The sequence below is a fragment of the Rhodococcus indonesiensis genome, from assembly GCF_047782815.1.
Taxonomy (GTDB): domain Bacteria; phylum Actinomycetota; class Actinomycetes; order Mycobacteriales; family Mycobacteriaceae; genus Rhodococcus; species Rhodococcus indonesiensis.
On sequence record NZ_CP180630.1, the window covers coordinates 2,911,916 to 2,932,166 of the forward strand.

10 protein-coding genes are annotated in these 20,251 nt (G+C 72.7%); 6 read left to right on the forward strand and 4 right to left on the reverse strand.

Annotated elements, in window-relative coordinates; genetic code table 11:
- Positions 1–3: 3 nt before the first annotated feature.
- Complete coding sequence (locus ACM26Y_RS13480) at positions 4–1,152, reverse strand: lipase family protein (RefSeq protein ID WP_416061150.1); 1,149 nt, start codon at positions 1,150–1,152, stop codon at positions 4–6.
- A gap of 41 nt (positions 1,153–1,193) precedes the next feature.
- Positions 1,194–4,127, reverse strand: a complete 2,934-nt coding sequence (gene uvrA, locus ACM26Y_RS13485; RefSeq protein ID WP_416061151.1) for an excinuclease ABC subunit UvrA — start codon at positions 4,125–4,127, stop codon at positions 1,194–1,196.
- A gap of 174 nt (positions 4,128–4,301) precedes the next feature.
- Here uvrA and ACM26Y_RS13490 point away from each other — a divergent pair, with 174 nt between their 5' ends.
- Entirely contained in the window at positions 4,302–4,991 is a 690-nt protein-coding gene (locus tag ACM26Y_RS13490; RefSeq protein WP_416061152.1) for an MBL fold metallo-hydrolase, read from the forward strand.
- Between the two features lie 134 nt (positions 4,992–5,125).
- Here ACM26Y_RS13490 and ACM26Y_RS13495 read toward each other — a convergent pair whose 3' ends face one another.
- Positions 5,126–15,673: an SDR family NAD(P)-dependent oxidoreductase gene (locus ACM26Y_RS13495; RefSeq protein WP_416061153.1), complete on the reverse strand. Its 10,548-nt coding sequence runs from the start codon at positions 15,671–15,673 to the stop codon at positions 5,126–5,128.
- Positions 15,674–15,987: 314 nt separating this feature from the next.
- Between ACM26Y_RS13495 and ACM26Y_RS13500 the strand changes: the two genes are divergently transcribed.
- From ACM26Y_RS13500 to ACM26Y_RS13510, 3 genes are all read left to right on the forward strand, one after another.
- Positions 15,988–16,488 (forward strand): DUF427 domain-containing protein, encoded by a 501-nt coding sequence (locus tag ACM26Y_RS13500; protein ID WP_054375223.1) that lies wholly within the window; start codon positions 15,988–15,990, stop codon positions 16,486–16,488.
- Between the two features lie 311 nt (positions 16,489–16,799).
- Positions 16,800–17,255: a universal stress protein gene (locus ACM26Y_RS13505; RefSeq protein WP_416061154.1), complete on the forward strand. Its 456-nt coding sequence runs from the start codon at positions 16,800–16,802 to the stop codon at positions 17,253–17,255.
- 238 nt (positions 17,256–17,493) lie between these two features.
- Positions 17,494–18,138 (forward strand): serine protease, encoded by a 645-nt coding sequence (locus ACM26Y_RS13510; RefSeq protein WP_416061155.1) that lies wholly within the window; start codon positions 17,494–17,496, stop codon positions 18,136–18,138.
- Between the two features lie 85 nt (positions 18,139–18,223).
- Here the strand turns inward: ACM26Y_RS13510 and ACM26Y_RS13515 are convergent, their stop codons facing one another.
- Positions 18,224–19,063: an alpha/beta fold hydrolase gene (locus tag ACM26Y_RS13515; protein ID WP_416061156.1), complete on the reverse strand. Its 840-nt coding sequence runs from the start codon at positions 19,061–19,063 to the stop codon at positions 18,224–18,226.
- A 130-nt stretch (positions 19,064–19,193) separates the two neighbouring features.
- Here ACM26Y_RS13515 and ACM26Y_RS13520 point away from each other — a divergent pair, with 130 nt between their 5' ends.
- Together ACM26Y_RS13520 and ACM26Y_RS13525 are read left to right on the forward strand one after the other, a co-directional pair.
- The gene (locus ACM26Y_RS13520) at positions 19,194–19,463 is read left to right on the forward strand and encodes a helix-turn-helix domain-containing protein (RefSeq protein WP_054375225.1); all 270 of its coding nucleotides are present in this window, start codon (positions 19,194–19,196) and stop codon (positions 19,461–19,463) included.
- Positions 19,460–20,152 (forward strand): ATP-dependent Clp protease proteolytic subunit, encoded by a 693-nt coding sequence (locus ACM26Y_RS13525; RefSeq protein WP_416061157.1) that lies wholly within the window; start codon positions 19,460–19,462, stop codon positions 20,150–20,152. Before ACM26Y_RS13520 ends, ACM26Y_RS13525 begins: the two co-directional genes overlap by 4 nt.
- Positions 20,153–20,251: the final 99 nt, after the last annotated feature.

Here is a 20,251-nt window from a genome sequence, read left to right on the forward strand (position 1 = left end):
GTGTCACCCCTCCGAGGCGAACAGTTCCCGGACGAACGCCGTCGCGTCGGACAGCGAGGCCCGCATCGTCTCGAGGTGACCGGCCGGGTAGGAGCGGAACACGAACCGCGTACCGGCCGCGGTCAGGTCGGCGACGAGCTTGACGGTGAACGGCGCCGGGGTGACGGTGTCCGTCAGGCCCTGGCCGAGGAACAGCGGCCGGTCGTAGCCGCGGGTGGGGATCTCGAGCATGTCGCGGGCAGCGCGGGCCAGGGCCGGGTCGTCGGTGCGCCGCGCCAACAGCTCGCCGATCGACAGATCCGGGAACTCGGCCGCTGCTTCCCGGTAGCACAGGTTCTCGAGCCGGGCGAGAACGTCGCGGCCCCGCGGGCTGAGGAAACGGTCGACCTCGACGTCGGGATAGGTCGCGCGCATCCCGGCCAGCAGGTAGGCGATGAAGACGGCGGTGCCGGTGAGCGGCAGCGGTGGAAAGGCGGGGTCGCCGAACGGCACGAGGTGCTCGATGTTGGACGGCACGCCCAGCGCGACGGCGCCGCGATAGTCGAGTTCGGGTGCGTACCGGGTCGCGAGGGAGGCCGCGACCATGACGGCCTGGCCGCCCTGCGACTGGCCGAGTGCGGCCCAACGCGGCCCGAGGGACGGTTCCACCGTCCGGGCGGCGCGCACCATGTCGATCAGGGCGTGCGCCTCCGACGGCCCGTCGAGGTAGGCGTGCACGCCGGGGGTGCCGAGGCCGACGTAGTCGGTGGCGACGATCGCGTATCCCTCGGAGAGCCAGTGCGCCAGGTATCCGTTGTCGATGCGGCCGTCGACCGTGGGGGCGCACCGGTCCGCGATCCCGACGGCGCCGTGCCCCCACGAGAGCACCGGCCAGCCACCGGCGGGCGCGGCACCCGGCGGCACGAACACCGCGCCGGTGCTCAGGGCCGGCACCCCGCGGGGACCGGTGGTGCGGTAGGTGATCACCGAGCCGGCGGCCGCGCCCGGCAGCCACCACTGCCGCGGCAGGGCCTCGACCCGGACGACGCTGCCCGGTGGGCCGATCTCACGGCTCGGGGGCTGTGCCGCCGCGACCCCCGCCGTGAGCAGCATGCTCGTCACCAGGACGGCGACGATCCCGCGGACACGGGCCTGGGCGAATGTCCGGGCCATCGTCCCCCCTTGCGGTCCACGGCGCGTCGGCGCCGTCAGGGTCAGCTCGCGGCTGCCACCTTCCGTGGTGCGCGCTTGCGCGCCGGCTTGCGGGCGGGCTCCGGCTCCGGCGCGACGGACTCGGCGAGCGCCTCGCTCAGGAATCTGCCGGTGTAGCTGCCCTCGACCGCCGCGACGTCCTCGGGTGTGCCCTGCGCGACGACGGTGCCACCGCCCGAGCCGCCCTCGGGGCCCATGTCGATGATCCAGTCCGCGGTCTTGATCACGTCGAGGTTGTGCTCGATCACGATCACGGTGTTGCCCTTGTCGACGAGCCCGTTGATCACGCCGAGCAGCTTGCGGATGTCCTCGAAGTGCAGTCCGGTGGTCGGCTCGTCGAGCACGTACACGGTGCGGCCCGTCGACCGCTTCTGCAGTTCCGCGGCGAGCTTGACGCGCTGGGCTTCGCCGCCGGACAGGGTCGGGGCGGGCTGGCCCAGGCGCACGTATCCGAGGCCGACGTCGACGAGGGTGCGCAGGTAGCGGTGGATCGAGGTGACCGGCTCGAAGAACTCGGCGGCCTCCTCGATCGGCATGTCCAGCACCTCGGAGATGGTCTTGCCCTTGTAGTGCACCTCGAGGGTCTCGCGGTTGTAACGGGCCCCGTGGCACACCTCGCACGGCACGTACACGTCGGGCAGGAAGTTCATCTCGATCTTGAGCGTGCCGTCGCCCGAGCACGCCTCGCACCGGCCGCCCTTGACGTTGAACGAGAACCGGCCCGGCTGGTAGCCGCGCACCTTGGCCTCGGTGGTCGCGGCGAACAGGGTGCGGATCTTGTCGAACACACCGGTGTAGGTGGCCGGATTCGACCGCGGCGTACGTCCGATCGGCGACTGGTCGACCTGGACGAGCTTGTCGAGCTGGTCGAGGCCGTTGACGCGGGTGTGCCGGCCGGGCACCTGCCGCGCGCCGTTGAGCTTGTTGGCCATGACCGTCGCGAGGATGTCGTTGACCAGGGTCGACTTGCCGGAGCCGGAGACGCCCGTGATCGCGGTGAGCACGCCGAGCGGGAAGGCCACGTCGATGCCACGCAGGTTGTTCTCCCGCGCGCCGACGACGGTGACCTGACGTTTGCGGTCGACCGGCCGGCGCTGCTGCGGCACCTCGATCCGCTGTCGTCCGGACAGGTACGCGCCGGTGAGCGAGTCGGTACAGTCGAGCAGTTCCTTGTACGGGCCCGTGTGCACCACCCGACCGCCGTGTTCGCCGGCGTACGGCCCGATGTCGACGACCCAGTCCGAGGCACGGATGGTGTCCTCGTCGTGCTCGACGACGATCAGGGTGTTGCCGAGATCACGCAGCCGCGTGAGGGTTTCGATGAGGCGGCGGTTGTCGCGCTGGTGCAGGCCGATGGACGGCTCGTCCAGGACGTACAGGACACCGACCAGGCCCGAGCCGATCTGGGTGGCGAGCCGGATACGTTGCGCTTCCCCGCCGGACAGGGTGCCGGCCGCGCGGGAGAGAGTGAGGTACTCGAGTCCCACATCGAGCAGGAACCCGAGACGTGCCTGGATCTCCTTGAGCACCTGCCCGGCGATGGCCTCCTCCCGCGCCCCGAGGGTCAGCGCGTCGAGGAACTCGGCACATTCGGCGATGGACAGGTCGGAGACCTCGGCGATGGACTTGTGCCCGTGTTCGCCCGCGGCGACCGTCACCGCCAGGATTTCGGGACGCAGCCGCGCCCCCTCGCACGTCGGGCACGGGATCTCCCGCATGTACCCGTCGTACCGTTCCTTCATCTGCTCGGATTCGGTCTGTTCGAGCCGGCGGTGCAGGAACGGCATCACGCCCTCGAACTCGGCGTAGTACGACCGGGTCCGGCCGTAGCGGTTCTTGTAGCGGACGTGCACCTGTTCCGGGCTGCCCTCGAGGATGGCCTTGCGGGCCTTGGCGGGCAGCTTGTTCCACGGGGTGGACATCTCGAAGCCCATGATGTCGGCCAGCCCGGACAGCAGCCGGGTGAAGTACTCGGAGGTCTGCCCCATCGACCACGGCGCGATCGCGCCGTCCTCGAGGCTGAGTTCCGGGTCCGGCACGACGAGTTCCGGGTCGACCTCCTTGCGGATGCCGAGGCCGGTGCACTCGGGGCAGGCACCGTACGGGGAGTTGAACGAGAACGAGCGGGGTTCGAGTTCGTCGATGGACAGCGGGTGCCCGTTCGGGCAGGCGAGTTTCTCGGAGAAACGGCGTTCGCGGTCGGCGGCGTTCTCGTCCCGGTCGACGAAGTCGAGGACGACGATGCCTTCCGCCAGGCGTAGCGCGGTCTCGATCGAATCGGTGAGCCGCTGCTTGGCACCGGCCTTGACCGCGAGCCGGTCGACGACCACCTCGATGTCGTGCTTCTCCTGCTTCTTGAGCTTCGGCGGATCGGTGAGCGGATGGACCACCCCGTCGACCCGCACGCGGGCGTAGCCCTGCACGGTCAGCTGTTCGAACAGGTCGACGAACTCGCCCTTGCGGGTGCGCACGACCGGTGCGAGCACCTGGAACCGCGTGCCCTGCTCCATGTCGAGGACCTGGTCGACGATCTGCTGCGGGGTCTGCCGCGCGATTCGCTCCCCGCACTGCGGACAGTGCGCCGTGCCGGCGCGGGCGTACAGCAGGCGCAGGTAGTCGTAGACCTCGGTGATGGTGCCCACGGTCGAGCGCGGGTTCCGGTTGGTGGACTTCTGGTCGATGGAGACCGCCGGTGACAGGCCCTCGATGAAGTCGACATCGGGTTTGTCCATCTGGCCGAGGAACTGGCGCGCGTAGGCGGACAGCGACTCGACGTAGCGGCGCTGCCCCTCGGCGAAGATCGTGTCGAATGCCAGGCTCGACTTGCCCGACCCGGACAGGCCGGTGAAGACGATCAGGCTGTCACGCGGCAGGTCCAGGTCGATCCCCCGCAGGTTGTGCTCCCGCGCGCCACGCACGATCAGGCGATCCGCCACGCCACGTCCCTCCTAGTCGGATCCCCTTGGACGGGCGGATCCGGTCGCATCTCGATTCACCGACGTCACGTCGCGCAACTCGGCCCTGGACCATGGTAGGCGCGCCCACCGACACGTTCCGGTTTCCGGCCGCCGCGCGCGCGGGCGACGGACCTCGGCGGTAACGTGCCTCACATGTCGCAGCAGCCCTTGGTCATCGACGACGACTACACCGGCGAGGTCACCCCCGGTGGTCCCGCGCAGCGCCGCACCGTGCCCGGCGCGACCATCGTCAAGCTGTCCGTCGGACCCATGGACAACAACACGTACCTGGTCTCGGATTCCGCCACTGGCAGATCTGTGTTCCTCGACGCAGCGAACGAGCCGGAGTTGCTCACCCGGTTCCTCGCCGAGCACGCCCCGAAACTCGAGCTGATCATCACGACCCACCAGCACTGGGATCACTGGCAGGGCCTCGAGGCGGTCGCGGCCTCGACCGGGGTTCCCACAGCCGCGCATCCCCTCGACGCCGAGCCGCTCCCGGTCACGCCCGATCGGTTGCTCATGGAAGGCGACACCGTCGCCGTCGGCGAGCTCGGTCTCGAGGTGATCCACCTGTCCGGGCACACCCCCGGCTCGATCGCGCTGGTCCTCACCGAGGCCGGCACCGGACGGCACCACATCTTCACCGGTGACTCCCTCTTCCCCGGCGGCCTGGGCAAGACCGCGGACGCCGAGAAGTTCACCTCCTTGTACGACGACGTCGACACCAAACTCTTCGGCCGCTTCGGTGACGACACGGTGATCTACCCCGGGCACGGCAAGGACACCACGCTCGGCGCCGAGCGCCCGCACCTCGCCGAGTGGCGCGAGCGCGGCTGGTGACCGGGTGGGCTGCGGGAGGCCGCCGTCCCCCGAAGGCCGTTCGCGCAGCTGCGACGCTGGCAGCTCCGTGGGCGGGGCCGGTGTCCACTGCGCAGACCGGTTCCTCGGCGGTCACGCGGAGGCTGTTCGCCGGCTCACAGACCCCGGTCGATGAGGTCGAGGATCTCGTCACCGGTCGCGGCGTGAATCCTGTCCACCGTGTCGGCGCGGCCCCGGTCGGCTCCCTCGAGCTCGGCGAGCAGGGCTTCGAGCCGCTGTGCGACCGCCGCGCGTGCCTCGTCGTCGGCGCCGAGGTCGGCGACGGCCGCCCGCAGGCGGTCGATCCCGGCGACGGCGACCGACACCGGGTCCGGGACCAGCTCCGCGCGCAGGAACTCGGCGAGGGCCCGGGGACTGGGGTGATCGAACACCACCGTCGGCGGTAACCGCAGACCGGTCGCGGCACCGAGATGGTTGCGCAGGGCCACCGCGGCGAGCGAGTCGAAGCCGAGTTCCTTGAACGCCTGGTCGGGATCGACCGAGTCCGACGCGTCGTGGCCGAGGACTGCGGCAGCTCCGGCTCGGACCAGCTCCAGCACGAGGTGCCGCTGTTCGGGCACCGACCGGTCGGTGAGCCGCTGCGCCCACTCGGACGGTCCTGATCCGTTCGGTGCGGACACGGCGGACTCCGATCCGGCCGCGCGCGGCCGCGACTGCCGCACCAGTCCCCGCAGCGGAGCGGGAACGGACGTCGCGGCCGCCCCGGGGTGTTCGAACCGGGCCCCCACCACGGCGGGTAGGTCGGACGCCAGGGCGCTGTCGAACAGGTCCAGTCCGTCGGCTTCGCTCATCGGCACCAGGCCGCTGCGGCGGGCCCGGGCGAGATGCACCGCGCCGAGCCTGCCGGTCATGGCGCTCGGCGGTGCCCACATTCCCCACGCGATCGACACCGCGGGCCGGTCGTGGGCTCGCCGATGCTCGGCGAGGGCGTCGAGGAACCGGTTCGCCGCCGCGTAGTTGGCCTGTCCGGGCGCGCCGAGGACACCGGCGAGCGACGAGAACAGCACGAAGGCGTGCACCCCGCCGGTCAGCCGGTGCAGGTGCCAGGCCGCGTCGACTTTCGGCCGCAGCACCGCGTCGAGCCGCTCGGGGGTGAGCGAGGTGAGGGTGGCGTCGTCGAGGACTCCGGCCGCGTGGATCACTGCGGTCAGGGGGTGCTCGGCGGGGATCCGGGACAGCAGTCCTGCCAGTGCCGCCTCGTCGGCGGTGTCGCAGGCGACGATGCTCACCTCGGCGCCCGCATCGCGCAGTTCGCGGCGCAGCTGGTCGCTGCCGTCGGCGTCGGGTCCGCGTCGGCTGGTCAACACCAGATGCCGCGCCCCGTGGGCGCTGACGAGATGGCGCGCCACCGACGTTCCCACGGTTCCGGTGCCGCCGGTGACGAGCACGGTGCCGCGAGGATCGAACAGCGGAGCGGACCGCTGCACGGCCGGTAGGCGTCGCAGTCGGGGCACGAGCACCGCCCGGCCCCGGACCGCGACCTGCGGTTCCCCGCTGGCCAGGGCCGGCGTGATCGCCGTGTCGACGTCCGTCTCCCGGTCGAGGTCGAGCAGCACGATCCGCCCGGGGTGCTCGTTCTGCGCGGAGCCCACCAGACCCCACACGGCCGCGGCCGCGAGGTCGATGTCGTGTCCTTCGCCCTCCTCGCCGGTGGCCGTCGCGTTGCGGGTGACGACCACCAGCACACTGTCGGCGAACTCGGCGTCGTCGAGCCAGTCCTGCAGCAGTCGCAGCGTTCGGGCGCACAGGTGGTGGGTCGCCTCCGGGCCCGGGTCGCCGTCGGTGCCGCACCCCACCAGCACCGTCCAGGGGCGCCCGTCGTCGGGTGTGGCCGCCCTCGCGGTGCGCAGCGCCGCCGCGTCGGGACAGCGCGGCAGGCTCGATCCCGGATCCGCGTCGCCGAGTACGACCGTCGGGCCGGCCGGCGGCCCGGAGGGGACGTCGTCGATCCGGGTCCAGGCCAGGCGGTGCAGTCGCCGCGCGCCGGACGGGCCCGCGCCGTCGCCGTCTCCCGTCCGGGGCACCACGTGCAGCGCCTCGACGGTCAGCACGGGTGCGCCGTCGGCATCGGTGGCGTCGACACGGTACTGCCCGTCCTCGCCGGTCGCGCACCGCACCGACACCGCCTGCGCACCGGTGCGGTACAGCCGGGTTCCCGACCAGGTCAGCGGCCAGTCGTCCGGGCCGAGGACGGGGTCGAGCGCCGCCTGCAGCAGGTGCGGATGGATGCCGAAGCCGCCCGGGTCGAGGCCGTCGTCGAGGCGCACCTCGGACGCGGTGTCGCCTGGGAGCCGGCCCGGTTGCGCGGCGGGTACGTCGTCGACGGTCGCCGACGCGTTCCGCACCCAGGGGCCGTCGGCCGGTCCGGTGTTCGACGAGATGGTGACGGTGCGCGCGCCGTCGTCACCGGCCGGCGACACGAATACCCGGATCGGCAGCGGTCCCGCGGCCGGCAGGACCAGGGGGTGGTGCAGGGTGAGAGCGGCGATGCGGTCGCACCCGACGTGGTGGGCGGCGTGCAGGGTCAGTTCGACCAGGACGGCCGGTACGAGTGTCTGCGGAGCGTCGGTCGGCGGATCGCCGGGCTGCGGCGCCGCGAGCGACGAATCCCGGTGCCGCGACAGCGCTCCGGTGAACACGGTGGTGTCGTCGTCGAGGGTCACGGCCGCGCCGAGCAGCGGATGGTCCGCCGGGCTGAGCCCCAGCTCCGTCGGATCGCCGCTGGGGCGTGCGGGCGCCGACGGCCAGAAGGAGCGCCGCCGGAAGGCGTACGTGGGCAGGTCCACCCGGCGGCGGCCGGGCAGCACCCGATCCCAGTCGATCGTCAGGCCCTGCACGGACGCGGCGGCGACCGCCTCGACGAACCCCCGGGCGTCGTCCCCGCGGCCGGGCAGCGCGGCGATCGGGTGCGGGACGACCTCGGCGGCGTGGGCGGCCAGGGCCGCGCCGGGTCCGATCTCGACGCAGCGGGTGACTCCGAGTTCGGCGAGGGTGCGCATGCCGTCGTGGAAGCGCACAGCTCGGCGCAGGTGCCGGCGCCAGTACTGCGGCGACGTCAGTTCCTCGGCCGTGGCGACGCGACCGGTGAGAGTGGAGACGACGGGGATCGTCGGCGGCTGCGCCGCCGGCCGCGACACGAGGGCGGTGAACTCGTCGAGGACGGGGTCCATCAGCGCCGAGTGGAAGGCGCGTTCGACCTGCAGCGTGGTGACCGGGATTCCCGCGGTGGACAGTTCGGCGGCGACGGCGTGCACGTCGGCTGCGGCGCCCGCGAGCACCACGGATTCGGCGCCGTTGACCGCGGCGAGGTCGACTCGGCCTTCGATCCGCGACCGGATGTCCTCCGGGCGGGCCCGGACGGCGATCATCGCTCCGGGGGCGGTGGCCTGCATCAGCCGGCCGCGCGCGGCCACCAGGGCGGCGGCGTCGGGCAGGCTGAACACGCCCGCGACGTGGGCCGCGGTGAGTTCTCCGATCGAATGCCCGGTCAGGTAGTCGGGTGTGAGGCCCCACTCCCGCAGTAGTCGGTAGAGGGCGACCTCGACGGCGAACAGGGCCGGCTGGGTGTACTCGGTGCGGTCGAGTCTCGCGGCGGCGTCGTCCGCGTCGCCCCAGATCGCCTGCCGTATCGGGGTGTCGACGTGCTCGTCGAGTGCGGCGCAGGTCTCGTCGAGGGCCCGGGCGAAGACCGGGTAGGTGTCGTAGAGGCCGCGGCCCATTCCGATCCGCTGCGCGCCCTGGCCGGTGAACATGAACGCCGTCCTGCCGCGGGTGCTCGTGCCGGCGACGACGTTGCCGCCGGCGCGTCCCTCGACGAGCCGGGCGAGGCCGTCGCGCAGGTCGGCGAGCGTCTCGCCGGTCACGGCGGCGCGGTGCGTGAAGCCGGACCGGGTGGTGGCCAGCGAGTAGGCGAGATCGGCCGGATCCGGTGGGGACTCGGTGTCGAGGACGTCCGTCAGCCGAGCGGCCTGCGCGCGCAGCGCCTCGTCGGTCTTGGCGGAGAGCACCCACACCAGGGGTGACGTCGGCCGTGGCGGGGCCGGTGGGGCGGCGATGTCGGGGGGTTGCTCGAGGATCATGTGGGCGTTGGTGCCGCTGATGCCGAACGAGGAGACGCCGGCGCGGCGGGGGCGCCCGGTCTGCGGCCACGCCACCGCGTCGGCGAGCAGCGCGACCTCGCCGGCGGTCCAGTCGACGTGCCGGGTCGGGGCGTCGCTGTGCAGGCTCGGCGGCAGCACCCCGTGGCGCATCGCCATCACCGTCTTGATCACGCCGGCCACCCCGGCCGCCGCCTGGGAGTGGCCGATGTTCGATTTGACCGACCCCAGCCACAGCGGCCGGCCGTCGCGTTGCTGCCCGTAGGTGGCGAGCAAGGCCTGGGCTTCGATCGGGTCGCCGAGTGTCGTGCCGGTGCCGTGGGCCTCCACCGCGTCGATGTCGGCGGGGTCGAGGGCGGCGTCGGCCAGCGCCTGCCGGATCACCCGTTCCTGCGACGGACCGTTCGGGGCGGTCAGGCCGTTGGAGGCGCCGTCCTGGTTGACCGCGGAGCCGCGGATCAGTGCGAGCACCCGGTGGCCGTGGCGCTGTGCGTCGCTCAGCCGCTCGAGCACGACCATGCCCGCGCCCTCGCTGAGTCCGGTGCCGTCCGCTCGATCGGAGAACGGTTTGCACCGCCCGTCCGGGGCGAGTCCGCGCTGGCGGCTGAATTCGATCAGCACGCCGGGGGTCGCCATCACCGTCGCCCCGCCGGCCAGCGCGAGGGTGCATTCGCCGTCGCGCAGTGCCCGCGCCGCCAGGTGCAGCGCCACCAACGACGACGAACACGCCGTGTCGACGGTGACCGCGGGGCCGGTGAAGCCGAGCGTGTAGGCGATCCGGCCGGAGGCCACGCTGTTGCTGGTGCCCGTCATGAGGTAGCCCTCGGCGTCGGTGCTCCGCCGGGTCATGAGGTGGAATCCGTAGTCGCCGCCCATCATTCCGACGTACACGCCGGTGTCGGTGAGCCCGGGCGAGTTCGGCGGGATTCCCGCGTGTTCCAGTGCCTCCCAGGCGCTTTCGAGAAGAAGTCGGTGCTGCGGGTCCATCGCGACGGCCTCGCGGGGGCTGATCCCGAAGAACGCGGCGTCGAACCGGTCGGCGTCGTAGAGGAAGCCGCCGTACCGCATGTAGGTCGTGCCGCTGCGCTCGGGATCCGGGTGGTACACCTCGTCGAGGTTCCAGCCGCGGTTGTCGGGGTACGCGCCCACCGCATCGCGGCCGTCGCGGACGAGGCGCCACAGCTCGTCCGGGCAGGAGACCTGCCCGGGGTATCGGCAGGCCATTCCGACGATCGCGATCGGGTCGTCGTCGTGGCGCCGGCGCGCCGGACGGGTCGGTTGCGGGGCGTCCTCGGGGCCGAGCAGCCGGGCCGCGATCTCGCGGGCGAGCGCGTCCGCGGTGGGGTGGTCGAACACCACCGTCGCGGCCAGCCGTACCCCGGTGGCCGTCGTCAGCTGGTTGCGTAGCTGCACCGCGGTGAGCGAGTCGAAGCCGAGTTGCTTGAAGGCACGCTCCGGATCGATGGCCTCCTTCCCGTCGTGGCCGAGGACCGCCGCGACGTGCGTGGTGACGATCTCGAGGACCCGGGCGTGCCGCCCGGCGGGGTCGAGCGCGCGCAGTTCGTCGGCGAGGCCGGGAGCCGACGGGGCGGCCGCGGCGCGCCGACGGGACGTGCCGAGCACTCGGCGCAGGATCGGCGGGAGGGCGTCACCGTCGGATCGGCGGGAGGGCGCCGCGAGCCGTATCGGCACCGTCAACGGACGGTTCGCGGCGAGTGCCGCATCGAACAAGGCCAGCCCCGCTTCCGGGGTGAGGGTGTCGATGCCGGTGCGCTGGAGCCGATCCAGGTCGGCCGCACTCAGATGGGAGGTCATCCCGCTGGGACGGTCCCACAGTCCCCAGGCCAGGGACAGTCCCGGCAGTCCCTCGGCGCGGCGGTGCTGCGCGAGCGCGTCGAGGAAGACGTTGGCCGCGGCGTAGTTCGCCTGGCCGGCGCCGCCGAGCACACCGGCCGCGGAGGAGAACAGCACGAACGCCGCGAGACCGCGATCGCGGGTGAGCTCGTGCAGATGCCAGGCACCGTCCACCTTGGGGCGCAGGACGGCGTGCAACTGGTCCGGAGCCAAGGTGGCGGCGGTGGCGTCGTCGAGCACTCCGGCGGCGTGGACGACACCCGACAGGTCGGGGACGGTGTCGAGCAGGGCGGCCACCGCGGCCCGATCGGCGACGTCGCAGGTCACGGCGCGGATCTCGGCGCCCGCGTCGGCGAACTCGGCGCGCAGGTCCGCCGCCCGCTCGGCGCGGACCGCGTGTCGGCCGGTCAGCACGAGCCGGCGCACCCCGTACCGTCGCACGAGGTGCCGGGCGACGAGCCGGCCGATGGTTCCGGTGCCGCCGGTGACGACGACGGTGCCCTCGGGGCCGAACGGCACCGGATCCGCGGGCGGTGCGTCGGTGGGGGGCGCCGCCGCTGCGAGCATGGGCGCGAGGAGGGTCCCGGCGCGGACCGCCAGTTGTGGTTCGTCGCAGGCCAGGGCCGCGGACAGCACGGTGGGATCGGGATGGCCACCGGGCGGCCCGTCCAGGTCCAGCAGGGTGATCCGGTCCGGATGCTCGTTCTGCACCGCACCGATCAGCCCCCAGACGGGCGCGGCGCAGATGTCGATCGGTTCGTCGTCGGCGATCGCCACGGCACGCCTTGTCGTCACCAGCAGTCGGGTCTCGGCGAGGCGGTCGTCGACGAGCCAGGCCTGTACCGCCCGCAACGCCGCCTCCGCGGCGGCGTGGGCGCGCGTCGGCACGTCGGAGTCGTCGTCCGGGGTCCCGGCCAGCAGCAGGGTGCGGCCGGCGGGATCGCCGCCGGTGAGTGCCTCCCCGAGCGGGGCGAGGTCTGCCGTCGCGGCGGCGCCGGCGTCGACCGGGATCCATTCCACGCGGTAGAGGCCGGTGCCGGTCGCGGCGGCCGGCGCCCGCGGACCTGCGAACGGCCGCAGCGCCAGCGACCGGGCGGTCAGCACGGGATTGCCGGCGGTGTCGTACGCGGCCACCCGGTAGCGTTCGGGTCCGGCAGGGGCGATGTGCACGCGCAGGGCGGTGGCACCGACGGCGTGCAGCTGCACGTCGTCCCATGCGAACGGCAGCCGCAGGTCGCGGGCGCCGGCCGCGGCGGCGGCGAACGCGATCAGGTGCAGCGCCGCGTCGAACACCGCCGGATGGATCCCGTACCCGGCGACGGCCGCGGCGGGGTCCTCTCCCCCCAGGCGCACCTCTCCGTACAGGTCGTCACCGCGGCGCCACGCCGCGCGCAGGCCCCGGAACACCGTCCCGTACCCGTATCCGGTCTCGTCGAGCGCGTCGTACAGACCGCTCACGTCGATCGGCGTCGCATCGGCCGGGGGCCACTGCCGGATCGGAACCGGCGCGGTGTGCGCCGCGCCCGTGAGGGTGCCGACGGCGTGCCGGGTCCACGGTGTCTGCGCCGGGGCGTCCGCCGGGCGGGAGTGCACCGACACCGTGCGGTGCCCGGCGTCGTCGGCGGTGAGGACGGCGACCTGCACCGCGAGTTCCCCACCGGTGGGAATCGTCGCGGGCGTCTCGAGGGTGAGTTCCGCGAGGCGGCTGCAGCCGGCGCGGTGCCCGGCGTGCAGGGCGAGTTCGGCGAACGCCGTGCCGGGCAGCACCACGGTGCCGTCCACGGCGTGCTCGTTCAGCCACGGCAGTCGGTGCGGCGACAGCACGCCCGTGAACACCGCGCCGCGGCCGTCGCCGAGTTCGACCGAGGCGGCGAGCATCGGGTGGTCCCCGGCATCCATGCCGGCTGCGGCGGCATCATGTTGCGGCGCGCCCCCGTCCAGCCAGTAGCGGCGGTGCTGGAAGGCATACGTGGGCAGGTCCACCCACGGCCGGTGACCGGTGCGGCGAGTCCACCCGATCCGGTCCCACGCGATGTGCGCCCCGGACACGTGTGCCTCGGCGAGGGCGGTGGTGAACTGGCGCAGGCCTGCCCGGTCGCGGCGGAGGGTGCCGAGGGCGCGACCCGCGACGCCGGCCGCGTCCAGGGTCTCCTGCAGCGGCACGGTCAGGACCGGATGGCTGCCCGACTCGACGAACAGCCGGTACCCGTCGCGGACCAGGGACCTCGTCGCGTCTTCGAAGCGCACCGGTCGGCGCAGGTTCCGGTACCAGTAGTCGGCGTCGAGTGCGGTGCCGTCCATCACGTCCCCGCTCACCGTCGAGTAGAACGGGATCCGCGAACGCTGCGGGGTGATCGGGGCGAGAGCGTCGAGAATGGGCCTGCGCAGCACCGAGACGTCCGCGCAGTGGGAGGCGTAGTCCACCGTGATGCGCCGAGCCTGGGCACCGTCGGCCTGCCACTGCGCGACCAGGACCTCGAGGGCGTCGCCGGGGCCGGACACGACCGTCGCGGCCGGACCGTTGATCGCCGCCACCTCGACGGTCCCGGCCCAAGGTTCGATCTGCTGCCGCACGGCGTCCGCCGGCAGGCCCACCGACGCCATGCCCCCGCCGCGCCGGGCGGATTCCGTGATCACCCGGCTGCGGGCCGCGACGACGAGCGCCGCGTCGGGCAGGGTCAGCGCGCCGGCGATGTGGGCGGCGGCGATCTCGCCCTGCGAGTGTCCGACCACGGCCGCCGGTTCGACGCCGTGTGCCTGCCACAGCCGCGCCAGACCGACCATCACCGCGAACAGCGCCGGTTGCACGACGTCGGCTCGGTCCAGGGCCGCCGGATCGCGGTCGCGGAGCACGTCGAGCAGCGCGAACCCGGTGTGCGGGGTGAGGGCGTCGGCGCACTCGCGCAGGCTGTCGGCGAACACCGGGGAGGACTCCAGCAGTTCGGTGGCCATGCCCACCCACTGCGCGCCCTGTCCGGGAAAGACGAAGACCGGTCGGTCGCCCGCCTCGACCGCCACGCCGGTGATCACACCGGGATCGGGGGCGCCTCGGACGAGCGCGTCGAGACCGGACAGCAGGGCCGCCGGATCGGCGCCGAGCACGGCGGCGCGGTGGTCGAAGGTCGCGCGCGCGGTCAGCAGCGGGCCGGCTACCTGTGCGGGTGTCAGCTCGGGATGGCCGGCGACGTAGTCGCGCAGCCTGTGCGCCTGCGCGCGCAGTGCCGGTTCGGTGTGGCCCGACACGAACCAGGCCACGACGTCGTCCGACGCGTCGACCCCCTCGGTGGGCGCAGCGTCCGGGGATGGGGTCGGCTGCTCCAGCACGACGTGGGCGTTCGTGCCGCTGATGCCGAACGAGGAGACCGCCGCCCGGCGGGGCCGGTCGGCCGCCGGCCATTCCCGGTTCTCGGTGAGCAGGGACACCGATCCGGCGGACCAGTCGACGTGGGGGGTGGGACGGTCGACGTGCAGGGTCTTCGGCAGCACACCGTGGCGCATCGCCATGATCATCTTGATCACGCCGGCCACTCCGGCGGCGGCCTGGGTGTGCCCGAGGTTCGATTTCACCGAGCCGAGCCACAACGGCCGGTCGGGGGGCCGATCGCGGCCGTAGCCGGCCAGCAGGGCGGACGCCTCGATGGGATCGCCCAGCGTGGTGCCGGTGCCGTGCGCTTCGACCGCGTCGACGTCGGCCGGGCCGAGTCCGGCGTCGGTCAGGGCCTGCCGGATCACCCGTTCCTGGGCCCGCTTGTTGGGGGCGGTGAGGCCGTTGCTGGCGCCGTCCTGGTTCACCGCGCTGCCGCGGACGACGGCGAGGATCTGGCGGTCGTTGCGCTCGGCGTCGGACAGGCGTTCCAGCGCGAGGATCGCGGCGCCTTCGCCCCACGCCGTGCCGTCGGCCGCGGCGGCGAACGCCTTGCAGCGCCCGTCGCGGGCCAGTCCACGCTGCCGGCTGAACTCGACGAACACGGCGGGCGTCGACATGACGGTCGCCCCGCCGGCCAGGGCGAGTTCGCACTCGCCGTTGCGCAGCGCCTGCATGGCAAGGTGGACGGACACCAGGGACGACGAGCATGCCGTGTCGACGGTGATCGCGGGTCCGTTCAGTCCGAAGCTGTAGGCGACACGGCCGGAGGCGACGCTCATCGCGGTCCCGGTGATGAAGTAGCCCGCGAGTTCCTCGGGCGGGGCGCCGCCCGCCCGTGCCGAGTAGTCGATCCCGGACAGGCCGGTGAAGACGCCGATCTGCCTGCCGTGCACGGACCGCGGATCGATGCCGGCGTGCTCGAAGGTCTCCCAGCTCGTCTCGAGCAGGAGTCGCTGCTGCGGGTCCATCGCCAGTGCTTCGCGAGGCGAGATTCCGAAGACCTCCGGGTCGAAACCCGCTGCGTCGTCGAGAAAACTACCTTGCACCGTGTACGTCCTGCCGGCCTGCCGGCCCGTCGGATCGTAGAGGTCCGCCGCTTCCCAACCCCGGTCCGCGGGGAACCCGGCGACGGTCTCCGAGCCGGATTCCACCAGGTGCCACAGATCCTGTGGGGAGCGGACGCCGCCGGGGAACCGGCACCCCATCCCGACGACGGCGATCGGTTCGCGGCTCACCCCCTCGAGCTCGCGAAGCTTCTCCCGGGCCTGATAGAGCTCTGCGGTCACCCGTTTCAGGTAGTCGAGGAGCTTCGCATCATCGGCCATAATCGAGCTCCAATCCGAGAGCCGTCGTGCCAGCGCCGAGAACTCGATGGTATCCGCCGCCCCCACCCGGACACAGCGATCTGCTCGTGCGATCGTGACCGCTGCGCGTCCGGGTGCGAGGGCGGGCCGCGGTTCGCTGTGCGAGAGGCACGGTGGGCACGCCGCAGCCGCACGCTACGGGCGGATCTGCGGCCACGACAGCTCCGCTGCACACCACCGGCGCAGCGCACCTCCCCGCCCCGTCCCCCGGCATCGCGCCCGGCCCCCTGGCGTCGTCCCCCGTACCCTGGGGAGGTGACCACGAGGAGGTCGCCGTGACGACCCGGCCGGAACCCGTCGAGCCTGCTGCGGGGCAGGAATCGGTCTGGGACTATCCCCGTCCGCCCCGCGTGGAGCCCTTCACCGGCTCGATCACCGTGGAATTGGGCGGCCGGACCATCGCGTCGACCACGCACGCCTGGCGGGTACTGGAGACCAGCCATCCGCCGACCTACTACCTTCCCGCCGACGCCTTCGCCGACGGGGTGCTGCGGGAGGCGCCGGGCTCGTCGTGGTGCGAGTGGAAGGGCAGGGCGAGCTACTACGACCTGGTGACCGACTCGCGGGTCGCGCCGAAGGCGGCATGGACCTACCACGATCCCACCCCCGCCTTCCGTGCGATCGCCGGGGCCGTCGCGGTGATGGCCGCGCAGGTCGACCGGTGCACCGTCGACGGCGAGGAGGTCGTCCCGCAACCGGGCGGGTTCTACGGCGGCTGGATCACCAGCTCGGTCGTCGGCCCGTTCAAGGGAATCCCCGGGTCGGCGGGCTGGTAGCCGCTCCGCTGTGCGTCGAAGCCGATGCGCGCCTGCGGGCGGCACGAGCACTAGACTGGGCCGATGGGCATCGTTTCCGATGTCGATACGCACCGCGCCGGTGCCGGGCACTCCCGCTGGCCGGTGGTCGAGTCCAGCCCTCCCTCCGGCGCGGGCTTCGCGGGTTCGCTCGGACGGTCACGCACCGGCCCGCACGAAGCGGTACCGCCCGGATGCGGTGAGCGACCGCCCCTCGGCGCCGGCCGCGTCGAGGATCCCGGCGCGGACCGGTCCGATCGTTCCCGACCGTGCCGGGCCGGAGAGGAGCCGACGTGACCGACGGCGAAGTGACCGGCCGCGTCGTGGTCGGAGTGGACGGATCGGAGCCGTCGAAGGGGGCACTGCGGTGGGCACGATTCGTCGCCCGCTCGGCAGGATTCGAAGTCGACGCCGTGGCGGCCTGGGAGATTCCCTGGGCTGCCGCCGAAGGCTGGCGGTCCGACTGGGACCCCGAGCGGGAAACGTCCGGGATGCTGCACGAGACGGTCACCGGCGTCCTCGGTAGCGAGCCCGGCGTGTCCGTGCAGGAACTGGTTCGCCGCGGCGGAGCCGCGCGGGTCCTGCTCGACGAGAGCCGCGATGCGCAGTTCCTGGTGGTGGGAAGCCGGGGGCACGGCGGCTTCAGCGGCCTGCTGCTCGGTTCGGTCAGTGCCGCATGCGCCGAGCACGCACACTGCCCGGTGCTGGTCATCCACGGCGACACCCCGCCCCCGCCCGTCTCACCCTGAGGCGATCGCGACGACGATCCCGCTCCCCCGTGGCACCGGGGCCGCCCCGATCTACCGGACCGGTCGTCCCCCTCCCCGGATCGGTCCCGCCGCGTCTTCTCGTCCCGGAAAACGCTGCGAACAGCCCCGGGGGCGGCGGATGATCGAGAAACAGCGCCCGAGGGCGGTGGATCGTACGCGCGACTCCCCTTCCTGCGCGTGTCCGACTCGTTCGCTCGACCTTCGGAAGAGGCCCGCCATGAGACTCGGCATCCTCGTTCTCGCCGTCGGCGCGTCGCTGCTCGCCGGCACCGGTATTGCAGCGGCCGCCGATCCGGCCGTCCTCGGCGGCGGTTCCGGCATCGTCATGGACGGCCGGAACTACTGCACCCTCACCACGATCGGTCCCGATTCCGGGGGCCGGCTGGTCGGATTCACGGCGGGGCACTGTGGAAACGCCGGGTCCACGGTCGCCTCGGAGGCAGATCCGGATGCCGGGGTGGTCGGCACGATCGCCTACACCGATGCGGACTTGGACTACGCGGTGATCGTGTTCGAGCCGGCGAAGGTGGTGCCCGTGAATCGGGTCGGAAACACGACGATCACGGGGATCGGGGGTCCGGCGCAGTTCCCGGACATCGTCTGCAAGCAGGGCCGTACCACGGGGCATACCTGCGGGGTGGCCTACGGCGATGTGTTCGGTTCGGGGCAGACCTGGACGCAGACGTGCGTCGACCTCGGCGACTCGGGAGGTCCGGTGGTGGTCGGAACCACCCTCGTCGGCATGGTGAACGGCTACCTCACCGTTGCCTGCCTCGGTCCGGAGGTCGGCACGAGCATGACGGCCGTCGTCGGTGACGCCGATGCGCGGGGCGGGGCCGGGGCGGGGTTCCGTCCGATCTAGGACGCGCGGGTCGGGACGATGTCGTCGCCCGGGTGAGGGGCCTGACGGACCGGGCGCCACGCACCGCCGGGAGTGTTCTCGCCGGTCAGCCGATCTCGGCGAGGAAGCGCTCCAGGATCCCGGTGACCCGGGCCGGGTCTTCGAGCGTCGCGCTGTGACCGACGCCGTCGAGTTCGACCAGTTGCGAGCCCGGGATCAGGGTGTGCATCTCGCGGGCGAGACGCGGTGGCATCTCGACGTCCAGTTGCCCCGCGACGATCAGCGTCGGCACGCTCACGCCGGCAAGCTCGTCCCGGATGTCGGGACGGACCATCATGCCGAGCATCGTGTTCGCCAGTGACGACCGATCGGCGGTCTCCCATCGTCTGCGCCACACCTCACGGTCGGCCTCCCGGCCGGGTTCGCTGCGGAACGGTTCGCCGTAGAGTTCCTTCTCGATGCCCCGCAGCACGGGGGCCGGCGACGGCCCGAGCAGCCGTGCCACGGCCGTGAGGGCAAGGTGCAGCGGGTACCGCCCGGGCGGGTGCGGGGATGCGCCGGTATTGAGCAGGGTCAGCGAGCGCAACAGGCCCGGTTCCCGCGCGCCGATGCGCATGCCGACGAAGCCGCCCATGGACAGACCGACCAGGTGTGTCGGGGCGAGGTCGAGCCGCCGGATCACGGTGAGCACGTCGGCGGTGAGTTGCTCGAGCTGGTATCCGGTCCGGGCGTGCCCGGACCGGCCCTGCCCGCGGAAGTCGAGGGTGACGCAGCGGTACCGATCCCGCAGTGCCGCGATCTGCGCCTCGTACATTCGCCCGTCGAAGAGAAACCCGTGCAGGAACAGGATCGGCTCGCCCTCACCGCCGGTGTCCTCGCAGTACAGGTCGACGTCGCGCACCCGCAGGTACGACCGTCGCGTGTCCGGAATTCGGGGCATGGTCATGGCGTGCTCCGGGTCGGGGCGGGACGCGGAACCGTCTCGGATGGGTCGAGGATCGGCGCCGAGCGCCGCCCGTGTCAAGGGGCAGCGACGGCCCTGTCCGGTAGCGCATTGCCGAGATATCATTGCTGATATGTCGACGTCGCCGCGCCGAACGTCGTTCCCGGGTCTGGACCGTCTCTCCGACCGGCGTCGAGCGCTGGTGGACGAGCTGGCGGCGGCCCGGCGACGACAGGGACTGAGCCAGACCGAGATTGCCGCCCGGATGGGCACCTCCCAGTCGGCGGTGGCCCGACTCGAGCGCGGCGATCTCGATCCGCGCCTGTCCACCCTCGAACGGTATGCACAGGCGGTGGGACAGACCGTCGACTGGCAGATCCACCCGCCCCCGGAGACGACATGAACATCTGGCCGCCCGTTCCTCCCCCTCCCCCGCCCCCGCCGATGCCCCCGTGGCAGCCCGAACCGCGCCCGCCGGCTCCGGCACCGGCACCGGCACCGGCGCAGTACACCTCGCTCGTCGCGCCCGGCTCCGACTGGCTCACCGAGCGACTGTTCGACCAGCGGATCGTCCGGCTCACAGGTCGTCTCGGCCACGACGCCGCCAACCGCGCCGCCGCCACGCTCGCGCTGCTCGACGCCTCCGGCGACGACCCGGTGCAGCTGTGGCTGCACGACGTCGACGCCGATCTCGACACCGCGACGACGCTCCTCGACACCCTCGACCTGATGGGTGTGCCGATCCGGGTGAGTTGCCTCGGCGCCGTCACCGGCGCGGCCGTCGCCCTCCTGGCGGCCGCCGACCGGCGCACCGCCGCGCCGCACGCCACCTTCCATCTGCGCGAGCCCCGCACCGCGTGCGACGGTCCCGCGACAACCGTCGACGCCCAGGTGGACCGCTACCGGCAGCAACTGCAGGCACTGCAGCAACGGCTCGCGGACCTGTGCCGCCGCCCCGTGGACGAGATCGCGCGGGACATGCGCGCCCACCGGATCCTGACCGCCGAGCAGGCACGTGACTACGGCCTGGTCGATGCGGTCGGCCGGGATCGGGAGCTGCACGCACCGACGCCGCCGGACCGCATCCCGTAACCGGTCGATTGCGGTTGCGGTGCTCGCGCCGCGACAGAGAGCTGTCGACGCTTTCACCGGGGATGATTGCGGCAAGAGTGCCATTCGGGCGGAGCCTCC